The organism is Ancalomicrobiaceae bacterium S20 (genome assembly GCA_040269895.1).
GTDB lineage: Bacteria > Pseudomonadota > Alphaproteobacteria > Rhizobiales > Ancalomicrobiaceae > Methyloraptor > Methyloraptor flagellatus.
Genome location: CP158568.1, coordinates 1102690 through 1118124 on the forward strand (window position 1 = coordinate 1102690; position 15435 = coordinate 1118124).

The 15435-nt window shown below is 67.3% G+C and carries 15 protein-coding genes; 14 read left to right on the plus strand and 1 reads right to left on the minus strand.

Going from position 1 to position 15435, the window contains the following annotated elements; all coding sequences use genetic code 11:
* Positions 1-66: 66 nt before the first annotated feature.
* On the minus strand, positions 67-1242 hold the full coding sequence (locus ABS361_05355; GenBank protein ID XBY45700.1) for a patatin-like phospholipase family protein: 1176 nt from the start codon (positions 1240-1242) through the stop codon (positions 67-69).
* Between the two features lie 379 nt (positions 1243-1621).
* Here ABS361_05355 and ABS361_05360 point away from each other — a divergent pair, with 379 nt between their 5' ends.
* The 14 genes from ABS361_05360 to ABS361_05425 all read left to right on the plus strand — a co-directional run bounded on the left by ABS361_05360 (position 1622) and on the right by ABS361_05425 (position 15408).
* Positions 1622-2404, plus strand: coding sequence for a 3-hydroxybutyrate dehydrogenase (locus tag ABS361_05360; protein ID XBY45701.1), 783 nt, complete (start codon positions 1622-1624; stop codon positions 2402-2404).
* 49 nt (positions 2405-2453) lie between these two features.
* Positions 2454-3200: an acetoacetate decarboxylase gene (locus ABS361_05365; GenBank protein ID XBY45702.1), complete on the plus strand. Its 747-nt coding sequence runs from the start codon at positions 2454-2456 to the stop codon at positions 3198-3200.
* Between the two features lie 168 nt (positions 3201-3368).
* Positions 3369-4166, plus strand: a complete 798-nt coding sequence (locus ABS361_05370; protein XBY45703.1) for a DeoR/GlpR family DNA-binding transcription regulator — start codon at positions 3369-3371, stop codon at positions 4164-4166.
* A gap of 181 nt (positions 4167-4347) precedes the next feature.
* Complete coding sequence (glpD, locus tag ABS361_05375; GenBank protein ID XBY45704.1) at positions 4348-5889, plus strand: glycerol-3-phosphate dehydrogenase; 1542 nt, start codon at positions 4348-4350, stop codon at positions 5887-5889.
* Complete coding sequence (locus tag ABS361_05380; protein XBY45705.1) at positions 5886-6968, plus strand: ABC transporter ATP-binding protein; 1083 nt, start codon at positions 5886-5888, stop codon at positions 6966-6968. Before glpD ends, ABS361_05380 begins: the two co-directional genes overlap by 4 nt.
* Before the next feature lie 12 nt (positions 6969-6980).
* A complete protein-coding gene (locus ABS361_05385; protein ID XBY45706.1) occupies positions 6981-8060 on the plus strand; it encodes an ABC transporter ATP-binding protein in 1080 nt (359 codons plus the stop codon).
* 2 nt (positions 8061-8062) lie between these two features.
* Complete coding sequence (locus tag ABS361_05390; protein XBY45707.1) at positions 8063-8965, plus strand: sugar ABC transporter permease; 903 nt, start codon at positions 8063-8065, stop codon at positions 8963-8965.
* A complete protein-coding gene (locus ABS361_05395; GenBank protein XBY45708.1) occupies positions 8965-9759 on the plus strand; it encodes a carbohydrate ABC transporter permease in 795 nt (264 codons plus the stop codon). Before ABS361_05390 ends, ABS361_05395 begins: the two co-directional genes overlap by 1 nt.
* A gap of 11 nt (positions 9760-9770) precedes the next feature.
* A complete protein-coding gene (locus tag ABS361_05400; GenBank protein ID XBY45709.1) occupies positions 9771-10094 on the plus strand; it encodes a DUF2160 domain-containing protein in 324 nt (107 codons plus the stop codon).
* A 95-nt stretch (positions 10095-10189) separates the two neighbouring features.
* Complete coding sequence (locus ABS361_05405) at positions 10190-11920, plus strand: ABC transporter substrate-binding protein (protein ID XBY46817.1); 1731 nt, start codon at positions 10190-10192, stop codon at positions 11918-11920.
* A gap of 258 nt (positions 11921-12178) precedes the next feature.
* Complete coding sequence (gene glpK / locus ABS361_05410; protein ID XBY45710.1) at positions 12179-13660, plus strand: glycerol kinase GlpK; 1482 nt, start codon at positions 12179-12181, stop codon at positions 13658-13660.
* 299 nt (positions 13661-13959) lie between these two features.
* Complete coding sequence (locus ABS361_05415; protein ID XBY46818.1) at positions 13960-14208, plus strand: metalloregulator ArsR/SmtB family transcription factor; 249 nt, start codon at positions 13960-13962, stop codon at positions 14206-14208.
* Positions 14209-14498: 290 nt separating this feature from the next.
* Positions 14499-14699 carry a DUF2892 domain-containing protein gene (locus tag ABS361_05420; GenBank protein XBY45711.1) on the plus strand — a complete coding sequence of 67 codons (201 nt, stop codon included), beginning with the start codon at positions 14499-14501 and terminating at the stop codon, positions 14697-14699.
* A gap of 25 nt (positions 14700-14724) precedes the next feature.
* Positions 14725-15408, plus strand: a complete 684-nt coding sequence (locus tag ABS361_05425) for a biotin/lipoyl-binding protein (GenBank protein XBY45712.1) — start codon at positions 14725-14727, stop codon at positions 15406-15408.
* The last annotated feature ends 27 nt before the right edge of the window (positions 15409-15435 follow it).

Genomic DNA, 15435 nt, shown 5'->3' on the forward strand with positions numbered 1-15435 from the left:
TCAGCCCCCTTCATTGTGCGCGGCCCGATCCCGCACGGGAGTGCGGGCGGGCCGGCTCCCCGAATGTCAACTGTCGCGCAGGCGGTGGACGTCGTGGACGACCAGGCCGCTGTCGGCCGGCATCTCGAGCCAGCGGCGATGCGCCAGCGTGCGCTTGGTGTCCTCGTAGCCGCTCTGCCAATGCTCGCGCATGGAGGTGCCCGAGAACTCGTAGTCCTTGGCGTGGCCCTCGTAGGCTTTCTGCTGGTAGATCAGGTGGATGATGTTGATCGACGGCAGGTCGGACAGTTCGTCCTTCAGGCGCCGCTCCTCGTCGGTGAGCTGGTCGTCCGGCAGCCGGTCGAGCGCCTTCTTCAGCCGCATCTTCCAGGTCTGGAGGTTGCGGTAGACGTCGGTGTTGTGGCGCGTGCGCGAGGAATAGACGATGTCCTTCTGGCGCCCGAGCACGTCGTGCATGTCGCGGGGCAGGGCGCCGCGCGCGCTGAACAGGTCGACCTGGAACACCAACGTGTCCTTGCGGTCGTCGTGGTCGAGCAGGTGCTGCAGCGGCGTGTTGGAGACGATGCCGCCATCCCAGTAGTAGTCGGTGCCGATCTTGACCATCGGCAGGGCAGGCGGCAGCGCGCCCGAGGCCATCACATGCTCGGCCGCGATCGTCTCCTCGGTGTTGTCGAAGTAGATGAAATTGCCGGTCAGCACATTGACGGCGCCGACCGCGAAGCGGCAGGCGCGATCGTTGATCATCGAGAAGTCGACGAGATCCTCGAGCGTCTCCTTCAGCGGACCGGCGTCGTAGAAGCTCGTCGCGGTCGCGGCACCGGCCGGGCTCATCCAGGCGTTCATCGACTGCGGTTTGAAGAAGCCGGGCTGGCCGAGCATCATCGTCATCATCGAGGAGGTGGCGTTGCGGGCGCGGCGGTAGACGTCACCGTCGGGCGTATAGTGCCAGACCGTGCGATCGGTGATCCGGCGCCAGAACTCGCGCAGCCGCTCCAGCCGCTTCTCGCGCGAATTGCCGGCGATGATCGCCGCATTGATCGCGCCGATCGAGACGCCGGTCACCCAGTCCGGCTCGATGCCGGCTTCGTGCAGCGCCTCATAGACGCCGGCCTGATAGGCGCCGAGCGCGCCGCCGCCCTGGAAGATCAGCGCGATCCGATCACAGCGGGCCGGCTTCCATCCGACCACCGAACCATCGGGGCCCGCGTGAGTGTGCTTGTTGGCGTCGACGCGCTGATCCATAGCCGATCCGGTCCCTCTAAGATTACAGAAAGACGTCCCGCGCCATGTCTCTGGTGCGAGTTGAGCGAGCGAGGTGGTTCGGTCCCTTTTTATTGTGTGAGGGATCAAACACACGAAAGAAAACAAAAATATGACGCAGTGCGTCATGCGAATTTCAAACAGGTCATGGCTTTATCGCCGGCATGTCGGATGGGCCTCGTTACTTTTGAAAGGTTCTTGTCAGCTTTGCGGCAAGCTGCCGCGAGCGTGGAAAACGATGACCATCCGCCGGAATTCGCACCTGCGAAGAGGGGCGAGCCACCGTTCGGGACCGTCGCGGCCCCGGAACGGCACTGGACCGACGATCCGCATGGATCGGCCAACAAGGACGGGGACGGACATGACGGAACGGCGAGTGGCGATCGTGACGGGATCGACGAGCGGCATCGGCCTCGGCATTGCGAGGCGGTTTGCGCATGCCGGCCACGACGTGGTGCTGAACGGCCTCGGCGACACGGGCGAGATCGAGAAGACCCGGGCCGAGCTGGAAGCCGAGACCGGCGCAAAAGTCGTGTTCGACGGAGCCGACATGTCGAAGCCCGACGACATCGTCGGCCTCGTGCATCGCACCGAGGCGGCGTTCGGGCGGCTCGACGTACTCGTCAACAACGCCGGCATCCAGTTCGTGGCGCCGATCGAGGACTTCCCGCCGGAGCGCTGGGACCTGATCCAGCAGATCAACCTGTCGGCCTCGTTCCATTCCATGCGTGCCGCGCTGCCGGGCATGAAGGCGCGGGGCTTCGGCCGGATCGTCAACATCGCCTCGGCGCACGCGCTGGTCGCCTCGCCGTTCAAGTCGGCCTATGTCGCCGCCAAGCACGGCATCGCCGGTCTCGTGAAGACCGTGGCGCTCGAAGCGGCCACCTTCGGCGTCACCGTCAACGCCGTCTGCCCGGGCTACGTGCTGACGCCGCTGGTCGAGAAGCAGATCCCGGACACCGCCAAAGCCCGCGGCATCACCGAGGAGGAGGTCGTCCGCGACGTCCTGCTCGCCGCGCAGCCGACCAAGCGCTTCGTCACCGTCGACGAGGTCGCGGCGCTCGCGCTGTTCCTGGCCGGCGACGAGGCGGGTTCGATCACCGGCGCGATCATCCCGATCGACGGCGGCTGGACCGCGCACTGAGCCCTTTCACCGAGACCTTTCACCGATCCGTTCGAACGGAGGCGTTCCCATGCGCGTCGAGGACATTCTCGATCTGCCGTCCATGCCGCTCGCCGGCCCGAGCTATCCCAAGGGGCCGTACCGGTTCGTCAACCGGGAGTATATGGTCCTCACCTACGAGACCGACGCGGAGATCGTCCGCGAACAGCTGCCCGAGCCGCTCGAACCGCTCGAGCGGCCGGTCGTCCACTACGAGTGGATCAAGATGCCGGACAGCTCCGGCTTTGGCAGCTACACCGAATCCGGCATGGTGATCCCGTGCCGTTTCAAGGGCGAGGAGATGAACTTCGTCGCCCAGATGTATCTCGACGACGATCCGCCGATCGTCGCCGGTCGCGAGATCTGGGGTTTTCCGAAGAAATATGCCCATCCGAAGCTCGAAGTGGTCAAGGACACGCTGACCGGCACGCTCGAATACGCCGGCCAGCTCGTCGCCATGGGCACGATGGGCTACAAGCACGAGAGCATGGCCGGCAACGGCGAGCGCACGACGGCGACGCTGAGCAAGACGCAGGTCAATCTGAAGTTGATCCCTGGCGTCGATGGCGGTCCGGCGCTCGCCCAACTCGTCGCCTACAACCTCGTCGATATCACCGTGAAGGGCTCTTGGATCGGACCCGGCCGGCTGCATCTGGTGCCGCATGTCAACGCGCCGGTCGCCGATCTCCCGGTGCGCAAGATCGTCGGCGCTCATCACTTCATCGCCGACCTGACGCTGCCCTACGGCCGCGTCATCCACGACTATCTGGCGCGCTGATCCGCGCGACGCGTTCGGAACGGCGGCGCCGGGGGTGGTGATCCCGGGCGCCGCTGTTCTTTCCCCGCCTGGTCACTGCCCGGGCCAAGACTGGACCGCGATCCCCGAACGGTTATCCTGCGCAGGATCGAACCCGGCCCAAGACCGGGGCTCGCGCGGGACGGGACCATGGATGCGCTGACGGCCAGACAGACGGACATCATCGAGATCGCGCGCGCCGCGGGGCGGGTCAACGTCGAGGATCTGGCGCGACGCTTCGACGTCACCGCGCAGACGATCCGCAAGGATCTCAATGAACTCTGCGACCGCCGGCTGATGAGCCGCATTCACGGCGGCGCGGTGATCTCGTCGGGCGTGCGCAACCTCGCCTATGACGCGCGCCGTTTCGTCGCCGCCGAGGAGAAGCGCACCATCGGCCGGGCGGCGGCGGAACTCATCCCGAACGGCAGCTCGCTGTTCATCAACATCGGCACCACCACCGAGGAGGTCGCCGAGGCGCTCTCCGGCCACGAGAACCTGCTCGTCATCACCAACAATCTGAACGTCGCGATGAACCTCAGCCGGCGCGAGGGCTTCGACGTGATCGTCGCCGGCGGGCCGGTGCGCGGCGCCGACGGCGCGGTGATCGGCTCGGCGGCGGTCGACCTGATCCGGCAGTTCAAGGTCGATACGGCCGTGATCGGCACCTCGGCGATCGACGAGGACGGCTCGCTGCTCGACTTCGACTACCGCGAGGTGCGGGTCGCGCAGGCGATCATCGAGAACGCCCGCCGGGTCATCCTGGTCGCGGACCGGACCAAGCTGGAGCGCACCGCGCCGGTCAGGATCGCGCATCTCGACCAGATCGACACGTTCGTCACCGACTGGATGCCGTCGGACCGGCTGCGCGCGCTCTGCCGCGAAAAGGGGATTCGGCTGGTCGAGACCATGCCCGAAAACGCATCCGAACCCGAACTGACGGACTGAAGAACAGCAGACTGACGAACGGCTTACCGCGGCGCGGAATCGTTTTCGCTGGTTTCGTTTTGATTTTCGATTGCGCAAAAAACGAAACACCGATACTCCTCAATGTAACAAAAAGCGCTTATGACGGGCTGCACGGCCCGCGATGGCGCGGGGCCCGTCAGTGGCTCGAGGGGAGGAACGGATGGACGAGGTCTATGACCTCGCCGTGATCGGCGGCGGCATCAACGGTTGTGGCATCGCGCGCGACGCGGTCGGCCGGGGCTTGTCGGTCTATCTCTGCGAAATGAACGACTTGGCGAGCGGCACGTCGTCGTGGTCGACCAAGCTCGTGCACGGCGGCCTGCGCTACCTCGAATATTACGAGTTCCGGCTGGTGCGCGAGGCGCTGATCGAGCGCGAGGTGCTGTGGCGCTCGGCGCCGCACATCATCGAGCCGCTGCGCTTCGTGCTGCCGCACCACACCGGCCTGCGCCCCGCCTGGCTGCTCAGGCTCGGCCTGTTCCTCTATGACCATCTCGGCGGCCGCAAGCTCTTGCCGGCGACGCGGACGCTCGACCTGACCCGCGACGTCGCCGGCGCGCCGCTGAAGCCCGGCCTGTTCCGGCGCGGCTTCGAATATTCGGACTGCCGGGTCGACGACGCGCGGCTGGTCGCGCTCAACGCTCGTGATGCCGCCGATCGCGGTGCCGTGGTCGAGACGCGCACCAAGGCGGTGTCGGCCGAGCGCTCGGCCGACGGCTGGACCCTGACGATCGAGGATCGTCTGAGCGGCCGGCGGCGGACGATCCGCGCGAAGGCGCTGGTCAATGCGGCGGGGCCGTGGGTCGCGGACGTTCTTTCGGGTACGCTTCGTTCGAATGCGAAAGCGAAAGTGCGGCTCGTGCAGGGCTCGCATATCGTGGTCAAGCGGCTCTACGACCACGACCGTTGCTACATCTTCCAGAACGCCGACGGCCGCATCATTTTCGCGATCCCCTATCAGCGCGACTTCACGCTGATCGGCACCACGGATCGCGACTACGAGGGCGATCCGGCGCTGGTCCGGGCGACGGAAGGCGAGATCGACTATCTCTGCCAGGCGGCGAGCGAGTATTTCACCCGCGCCGTGACCCGTTCGGACGTGGTCTGGAGCTATTCCGGCGTGCGGCCGCTCTATGACGACGGCGCGAGCGAGGCCAAGGCGGCGACGCGCGACTATGTCTTCGACGTCGATGAGGCGGTCGCCGGCGCGCCGCTCCTGTCGATCTTCGGCGGCAAGATTACGACCTACCGCCGGCTGGCGGAGGCCGCGCTCGAAAAGCTCGGCCGCCATTTCCCGAAAATGGGTGCGCCCTGGACGGCCGAGGGCCGGCTGCCGGGCGGCAATTTCGCGGTCGACGGCCGGGCGCGTCTCGCGGCCGACATCGCGGCCAAGTATCCGTTTCTCGACGAGCGGACCGCGGCGCGGCTGGCCTCGTCCTACGGCACGACGGCGTTCGGCTTTCTCGGCACGGCGCGGAGCCTCGCCGATCTCGGCCGGCATTTCGGCGCCGGCCTGACCGAGGCCGAGGTCAGGCACCTGATCGCCCGCGAATGGGCGGTCGATGCCGAGGACGTGTTGTGGCGGCGCTCGAAGCTCGGGCTGTTCGTCGGGGCGGATGGCGCGGCCGAACTCGAAACCTTCATGCGCGATGCCCGGACGGGGGCGCGCGCGGAAGCCATGACCGGAGGGGGAGCGCGGTGAGCGTCGCACTGGAACACGCATCGAAGGTGGTCGGCCGCGAAACCCATATCGCGGACGTTTCGATCACGTTCGAACGCAGCACGCTCAATGTCCTGCTCGGACCGACGCTGTCCGGCAAGACATCGTTGATGCGGCTGCTCGCCGGGCTCGATCGGCCGACATCGGGCCGCGTGCTGGTCGACGGCCGCGACATGACCGGCGTTCATGTGCGCGACCGCTCGGTGGCGATGGTCTACCAGCAGTTCATCAACTACCCGACGCTCAGCGTCTACGAGAACATCGCCTCGCCCCTGCGCGTGCAGAGGAAGGACAAGGCCGAGATCGACAAGCGCGTGCGTCAGGCGGCCGAGATGCTGCGGTTGACGCCCATGCTCGAGCGTACGCCGCTGCAGCTCTCCGGTGGCCAGCAGCAGCGCTGCGCCATCGCGCGCGCCGTCGTGAAGGGCGCCGATCTGGTGCTGCTCGACGAGCCGCTCGCCAACCTCGACTACAAGTTGCGTGAGGAACTGCGCGAGGAACTGCCGCGCATCTTCGCCGAGACCGGCGCGATCTTCGTCTATGCGACCACCGAGCCGAGCGAGGCGTTGCTGCTCGGCGGCAATACCGCGACGCTCTCCGAGGGCCGTCTGGTCCAGTTCGGCCCGACCGCGGCGGTCTACCGCCGTCCGGTCAGCCTGCGCTCGGCCGAGACCTTCTCCGATCCGCCGCTCAACGAGATGACGGTCGAGAAGCGCGGCGATGAGATCCGGCTGCCGTCCGGGCGCCCGGCCGCGGCCGGCGGCATGCTCGCGGGGCTTGCCGACGGCACCTACACGATCGGGGTCCGTGCCCATGCGCTCGGGCTCGCCCGCCGCGCCGAGAGCGACATCGAGATCGAGGGCACGGTCGACGTGACCGAGATCACCGGCTCGGAGAGCTTCGTGCACGTCCATGCCGGGCGGCTCAAGTGGGTCGCGCTGGCGCCGGGCGTGCACGAGATCGGGCCGGGGGCGCCGATCTCGGTGTTCGTCGACCCGCAAGCGATCTTCGTCTTTTCGACCGACGGCCGGCTCGTCGCCGCGCCGGCGGCGGACCGCTGAGGGGAGGGCACCATGGCACGCATCGATCTGGTCGACCTCGCCCACAGCTACAGCCCGGCGCTCCAGGCGGCCAACATCTACGCCCTGAAGCCGATGACCATGACCTGGCGGCAGGGCGGCGCCTATGCGCTGCTCGGCCCGTCCGGCTGCGGCAAGACCACGCTTTTGAACATCATCTCGGGCCTCGTCGTGCCGACGCAGGGCAAGGTGATGTTCGACGGCACCGACGTGACCCGTCTGCCGACCGAGAAGCGCAACATCGCGCAGGTGTTCCAGTTTCCGGTCATCTACGACACGATGTCGGTCCGCCAGAACCTGGCGTTCCCGCTCAAGAACCGCGGCGTGCCGGCGGCCGAGATCGAGGCGCGCGTCAAGGAGATCGCCGATCTGCTCGATCTCGGCGCCGAACTCGATCGCCGCGCGCGCGGCCTCGGGGCGGATGCCAAGCAGAAGATCTCGCTCGGCCGCGGGCTCGTCCGCGCAGACGTCGCGGCCGTCCTGTTCGACGAGCCGCTGACCGTGATCGATCCAGCGCTGAAGTGGGAGCTGCGCTCCAAGCTCAAGGCGCTCCACCGCAAGCTCGACATTACGATGATCTATGTGACGCACGATCAGACCGAGGCGCTGACCTTCGCCGATACGGTGGTGGTCATGCACGACGGCGGCATCGTCCAGGCCGGGCGGCCGGACGAGCTGTTCGAGCGGCCGGAACACACGTTCGTCGGCCACTTCATCGGCTCGCCGGGCATGAACATCCTGAAGGCCGACGTGGCGGGCCGCTCGGCGCATGTCGGCGGCGTCGCGGTGCCGCTCGGCCGCGGCTACGGCGCGCTGCCGTCGGGGGCGAAGATCGAGATCGGCATTCGCCCGGAATATGCGCGGCTGACGGGCGGCGAGGGGATCGCCGTCAAGGTCGAGCGCATCGACGATCTCGGCCGCATCCGTTTCGCCAAGGTCCGGCTCGGCGAGGCGCGGCTGTCGGTGGTCGCGCCGCCCGGTGTGGCGCTCGACGGCGACGCCGCGCGGATCGTGTTCGATCCCGCGCAGATCCATGTCTACGCCGACAGCCGGCGCGTCGCAGGGGAGGCGTGACGATGGACAAGCCCATCTATCAGGCCGCCTGGTTCTTCGTGCTGCCGGCGTTCCTGATCGTCGTTTTCAACGCCGTCGTGCCGATGATGACGGTGGTGAACTACTCGGTGCAGGACACGTTCGGCAACAACCAGTTCTTCTGGAACGGCATCGGCTGGTATCAGGAGCTGCTCAGCCCCTCAACCGAGCTCGGCGGCCGGTTCTACGACAGTCTCGGCCGCAACCTGTTGTTCTCCGCGATCATCCTTGCGATCGAGGTGCCGCTCGGCGTCGTCGTCGCCCTGTCGATGCCGCGCCAGGGTTGGACGGTCGCGGCCTGCCTCGTGATCATGGCGCTGCCGCTGCTGGTGCCGTGGAACGTCGTCGGCACGATCTGGCAGATCTTCGCCCGCGAGGACATCGGCCTGCTCGGCTACGTCGTGAACCGCGTGCTCGGCATCCCCTACAACTACACCGCCGGTGTGTTGTCGGCCTGGGTCACGATCGTGGTCATGGACGTCTGGCACTGGACGAGCCTGATCGCGCTCCTCTCCTACGCCGGCCTGAAGTCGATCCCGGACGCCTATTATCAGGCGGCTCGCATCGACGGCGCCTCGCGCTGGGCCGTGTTCACGACCATCCAGCTGCCGAAGCTGCGCCGCGTGCTGCTGATCGGCGTGCTGCTCCGGTTCATGGACAGCTTCATGATCTACACCGAGCCCTTCGTCGTCACCGGCGGTGGCCCGGGCAACTCGACCACCGTGCTATCGATCGATCTCGTCAAGATCGCGCTCGGTCAGTTCGACCTCGGCAAGGCCGCGGCCATGTCGATCGTCTATAACCTGATCGTGCTCGCCGTCTGCTGGATCTTCTACACCGTCATGACGCAGGTCGATGCCGACCGGCCGAAGGAGGAGACGCACTGATGCGCGCGCGCTCCCTGATCCTGATCGCCTATCTGATCTTCCTCATGCTGCCGATCTACTGGCTCGCCAACATGAGCTTCAAGGTGAACTCCGAAATCACCGGCGCCGACCTGACGCTGTGGCCGCGCGAGTTCACGGTGAAGAACTACGTCAACATCTTCACCGATCCGGCCTGGTATATGGGCTATGTCGACAGCCTGATCTACGTGGTGCTCAACACCGCGATCAGTCTCGCGGTGGCGTTGCCGGCAGCCTATGCCTTCTCGCGCTACCGGTTCCTGGGCGACAAGCACCTGTTCTTCTGGTTCCTGACCAACCGGATGGCGCCGCCGGCGGTGTTCGCGCTGCCGTTCTTCAATCTCTATTCGGCGATCGGCCTGTTCAATACCCATTGGGCGGTCGCGCTGGCGCATACGATCTTCAATGTGCCGCTGGCGATCTGGATCCTCGAAGGCTTCATGTCGGGCGTGCCGCGCGAGATCGACGAGACGGCCTATATCGACGGCTACTCGTTCCCGCGCTTCTTCCTGAAGATCTTCGTGCCGCTGACCGCCTCGGGCATCGGTGTCGCGGCGTTCTTCTGCTTCATGTTCTCGTGGGTCGAGCTGCTGCTCGCGCGCACGCTCACCAACAACATGCCGATCTCCTCGATCATGACGCGCACCGCCTCGTCGTCCGGCATGGACTGGGGGCAGCTCGCCGCCGCCGGCGTGCTGACGCTGATCCCCGGCGCGCTCGTGATCTGGTTCGTCCGCAACTACATCGCCAAGGGCTTCGCCCTGGGTCGGGTCTGAGGAGGCACGTCATGGACCTCGCATGGATGGCCTGGACGCCGGCGACGATCGCCTTCTACGCCGGCATCGCGTTCCTTCTCGCGCTGCTGACGGTGCTGGCGATCCGCTATCCGGAGACCGAGCGGGTCGGGGTGCTGGCGATCCCGACCACGCGGGGTGATCGCCTGTTCATTTCGCTGCTCGGCGCGGCCTTCATCCATCTCGGCTTTCTGGCGCTGTTCGGCGCCGACACGATCGCGACCCTGCCGGTCGGCGAGGGGCTCGAGGTCTCGAAGCTCTGGATCGGCAGCCTGATTTCCCTCGTCTATGCCGCGGCGGTGTTCCGCTGGGTGTGACGGGCAATGCATCGGAAGGGCGGCCCCGTGCGCGCCGCCCCGACGCACGTCCAGAAGCGCACGCAAAAGAGGTTGGGAGGGAATTCATGACCAGGATGACCAAGCGGTCGGCGCTCGGGGCCTTCGCCGCCCTGCTGATGACGACCAGCGCCATGGCCGGTACCGAAGAGGCCAAGAAGTGGCTCGACGAGTTCCAGCCCTCGACGCTCTCCAAGGAGGAGCAGCTCAAGGCGCTCCAGTGGTATATCGACGCCGCCAAGCCGTTCGCCGGCATGGAGATCAACGTCGTCTCCGAGACGCTGACGACGCACGAGTACGAGTCGAAGACCCTCGCCAAGGCCTTCGCCGAGATCACCGGCATCAAGGTCAAGCACGACATCATCCAGGAAGGTGACGTCGTCGAGAAGATCCAGACCCAGATGCAGTCGGGCAAGAACGTCTACGACGGCTGGATCAACGACTCGGACTTCATCGGCACGCACGGCCGCTACAACCAGACCGTCAACCTGTCCGACTTCATGACCGGCGAGGGCAAGGACGTCACCGATCCCAATCTGGATCTGAAGGACTTCATCGGCACGTCCTTCACGACCTGGACCGACGGCAAGCTCTACCAGCTGCCGGACCAGCAGTTCGCGAACCTCTACTGGTTCCGCTACGACTGGTTCACCAACCCGGACATCAAGGCGAAGTTCAAGGCCAAGTACGGCTACGAACTCGGCGTGCCGGTCAACTGGTCGGCCTATGAGGACATCGCCGAGTTCTTCACCAACGACATCAAGGAGATCGACGGCGTCAAGGTCTACGGCCATATGGACTATGGCAAGAAGGATCCGTCGCTCGGCTGGCGCTTCACCGACGCCTGGCTGTCGATGGCCGGCAACGGCGACAAGGGCCTGCCGAACGGCATCCCGGTCGACGAGTGGGGCATCCGCATGGAAGGCTGCCGCCCGGTCGGCTCGTCGGTCGAGCGCGGCGGCGACACCAACGGTCCGGCCGCGGTCTATTCGATCGTCAAGTACCTCGACTGGCTGAAGAAGTACGCGCCCCCGGCCGCTGCCGGCATGACCTTCGGCGAGGCCGGCCCGGTGCCTGCCCAGGGCAACGTCGCCCAGCAGATCTTCTGGTACACCGCCTTCACCGCCGACATGGTGAAGCCCGGCACGCCGGTCGTGAACGCCGACGGCACGCCGAAGTGGCGCATGGCGCCGTCGCCGCACGGTGCCTACTGGAAGGACGGCATGAAGCTCGGCTACCAGGACGTCGGCTCGGTGACGCTTTTGAAGTCCACGCCGAAGGACCGCGCCAAGGCGGCCTGGCTCTACCTCCAGTTCATCAACTCGAAGGTCGTGTCGCTGAAGAAGAGCCATGTCGGCCTGACCTTCACGCGTGAATCGGACATCTGGGACAAGTCATTCACGGAGCGCGCTCCGAAGCTCGGCGGCCTGATCGAGTTCTACCGCTCGCCGGCGCGCAAGCAGTGGACCCCGACCGGCAACAACGTTCCAGACTATCCGAAGCTCGCGCAGCTCTGGTGGCAGAACATCGGTGACGCCGCCTCGGGTGCGAAGACCCCGCAGGCCGCCATGGATGCGCTCGCCGCCGCGCAGGACTCGGTGCTCGAGCGTCTCGAGAAGTCGGGCGTGCAGGGTGCCTGCGGTCCGAAGCTCAACAAGAAGGAGACGGCCGAGTTCTGGTTCGCCAAGGCGGAGAAGGACGGCACGATCGCCCCGCAGCGCAAGCTCGCCAACGAGAAGCCGAAGGGCGAGACGATCGACTACGACACGCTGATCAAGTCCTGGCCGGCGACCCCGCCGAAGAACTGATCGACGGGACGGTCCTCCCAGGGACCAAACCAACCGCGACGGCCGGGCATCGGCCGTCGCGGCGCTCCTCCCGAGCGCACTTCCGAAGCATGGCCGCGCCGTCCCCTGCACGATCGGCGCGGCCATGCTTCGGCCTTCTCGGCGCCGTCCGCGACGCGGTTGAGGAGCGACGCGGTTGACGGGGCCGGCCGAGACAGCGACGCTGCCGCTTCAACAAGAAGACCGTCGGAAACGCCCAGAGATCGCCCAGAGACCGCCATGACCCACATCCTCGCCGTCGACCAGGGCACCACGTCGTCGCGCGCCATCGTCTTCCGCGCCGATCTCTCGATCGCGGCGGTCGCGCAGGAAGAGTTCCCGCAGCATTATCCGGCCTCCGGCTGGGTCGAGCACGACCCGGAGGATCTGTGGCGCACGACCGTGTCGACCATGCGCGAGGCGCTCGCCCGCGCCGGGATCGGGGCAGGGGCCGTCGCGGCGATCGGCATCACCAATCAGCGCGAGACGACCGTCGTCTGGGAGCGCTCGACCGGCCGGGCGATCCACAATGCCATCGTCTGGCAGGATCGGCGCACGGCCGAGACCTGCGCGCGGCTCAAGGCCGAGGGCCACGAGCCGATGGTCGCGGCCCGGACCGGGCTGCTGCTCGATCCCTATTTTTCCGGCACCAAGGTCGCCTGGATCCTCGATCGGGTGCCCGGCGCCCGGCAGCGCGCGGAGGCCGGCGAGCTCGCCTTCGGCACCGTCGACAGTTTCCTGCTTTGGCGCATGACCGGCGGCGCGGTCCACGCGACCGACGCCACCAATGCGTCGCGGACGCTGCTCTACGACATCCATCGCGGCGCCTGGGACGAGGATCTGTGCCGGCTGATCGGCGTGCCGATGGCGATGCTGCCGGAGGTGCGCGACAGCGCGGCCGATTTCGGCACCACGATCTCCGATCTGGTCGACCGGCCGTTGCCGATCCGCGGCATCGCCGGCGACCAGCAGGCGGCGACGGTGGGCCAAGCCTGCTTTTCGCCCGGCATGGCCAAGGCGACCTACGGCACCGGCTGTTTCGCGCTGCTCAACACCGGCGCGACGCCGGTCGCCTCCAAGAACCGGCTCTTGACCACCATCGCCTATCAGCTCGACGGCAAGCGCACCTATGCGCTCGAGGGCGCGATCTTCGTCGCCGGCGCGGCGGTGCAGTGGCTGCGCGACGGGCTCGGGCTCATCGCCGAGGCGGCCGAGACCGGCGCGCTCGCCGCGACCGCCGATCCGCATCAGGACGTCTATCTGGTGCCGGCCTTCGTCGGCCTCGGCGCGCCCTATTGGGACGCCGATGCGCGCGGCGCGCTCTATGGCCTGACGCGCGGCACCACCAAGCGCGAAATGGCGCGCGCGGCGCTGGAGAGCGTCGGCTACCAGACCCGCGACCTGATCGAGGCCATGCACGGCGACTGGGCCGGATCGGCCGACACGGTGCTGCGCGTCGATGGCGGCATGACCGCGTCGGACTGGACCATGCAGTTCCTGGCCGACATGCTCGATGCGCCGGTCGACCGGCCGAAGGTCATGGAGACGACCGCGCTCGGCGCGGCCTATCTCGCCGGGCTAGCCTCGGGCGTGCTGCCGGAGCCCGGCGTCTTCGCCGCGACCTGGGCGCTCGACCGCCGGTTCGTGCCGCATCTCGACGCCGCGACGCGGGATCGCAAATGGGCCGGCTGGAAGAGGGCGGTAGGGCGGACGCTGAGCTGAGCGCGCGCCTGGCGACTTCGGTATGGAGGATCGCGGCGATGCGCGCCGCGCGTCTGCGCGACTGGCTTGTCCTTGCCGGCGAGCGCGATTATGTTAGAGCCCGCTAATATTCGCTGCGGTTCAACGTGGTGCGCCGGACCGGCGCGACCGGCCGCGCGACAGGACAGGGTTCACCGATGGCTGTTTCGACCGAAAGCGCGGCCGGATCGCCGGCCGTTCAGGACGGCGACGGCGCGGTATGTGCGGTGTCGCAGAGCGAGTTCGACATTCTCGAAGGCAAGGCCGAGCGGGTCGCGCGCATGCTCTCCGCGCTCGGCAATGCCAAGCGCCTGCTGGCGCTCTGCCGGCTCATGGATCGCGAGATGGCGGTCGGCGCGCTCGCCGAAGCCGTCGGGCTCGGCCAGTCGGCTTTGTCGCAGCATCTCGCGCGGCTGCGTGACCTCGGCATCGTTGCGACCCGCCGCGATGGCCAGACGATCTACTACCGTCTCGCCTCCGATGACGCCCGGCGCCTGATCGGCGTGCTCTACGACATCTATTGCCGCTGAACGCGGGCCCAAGCGGCGCGCATTTCTCCGTCCCGGATCATGGAGGGGACGACGTCGAGCCTGCGCGGAGCGTTGCGGGCCGAGGTCGCGCGCGGCCGTCCGCTCCGTGAGGCGAGCGCCGATCCCGGCGGTCCGCCCGCAGTCGCATCATCGATCCGCGCAAAGCCTTAGACGCCGCGATTCCGGGAACGGGGCCCTTGCAATGACGCTGCATCGTTTATATTAGAATATTCGCAGATACATTGATGCGTCGCGGCGGTCGCGGCGCTCACCGCCCAAGGAGCCGTGCCATGACCCTCGACAAGTCCGTTCTCGCCTTCGCCGGTCTGATGGTCCTCGTGTCCGTCGCGCTGACCCTGTTCGTGCATCCGGCCTTCGTCTGGCTGACCGTGTTCGTCGGCGCCAACATGCTGCAGGCCGCCTTCACCGGCTTCTGCCCGGCGGCCATGATCCTGAAGATGATCGGCGTGAAGCCGGGCACCGCGTTCTGACATCGTGATCGCGGAGGGGGTTCGCATGTCCGCATTGGTTCGTCTCGTCGCCGCGTTCGGCGCGGCCGTCATCCTGTCCGGCGCGACGGGGCCGGCCGTCGCCGGTTCGGCGATCGTCGAAGCGCGATCGCTGACCGAATGGAAGGCGGTCTACGGCCGGGTCGAGGCGCGCGAGACGATCCCTGCGCGTGCCCGGATCGGCGGCACGCTGGTCGCGCTCGCCGTGACCGAGGGCGATTTCGTCAAGGCCGGGACCAGGATCGCCACCGTCCGCGACGACAAGATCGCGTTCCAGATCGATGCGCTCGACGCGCAGCTGCGCTCGCTCGCGGCACAGCTCGCCAACGCCGAGAGCGAACTGGCGCGCGGCAAGGCGCTGGTCGAGCGCGGCGTGGTCACCACGCAGCGCCTCGACCAGCTCGCGACCCAGGCCGACGTGCTGCGCGGCCAGATCGCCGCGACCGAGGCGCAGCGGCGCGTCCAGGTCCAGCAGGGTGTCGAGGGCGACGTCACCGCGCCGGTCGACGGCCGGGTGCTGACCGTGCCGGTCACGCGCGGCGCCGTGGTCATGCCGGGCGAGACCATGGCGACCATCGGCGGCGGCGGCTTCTTCCTGCGGCTCGCCGTGCCCGAGCGGCACGCGGCGACGCTGAAGCAGGGGCGGCGCTCGCGATCGAGACCGGCGGCGGCTCGATCGAGGGGCGCCTGAAGAAGCTCTATCCGCAGATCGCCAACG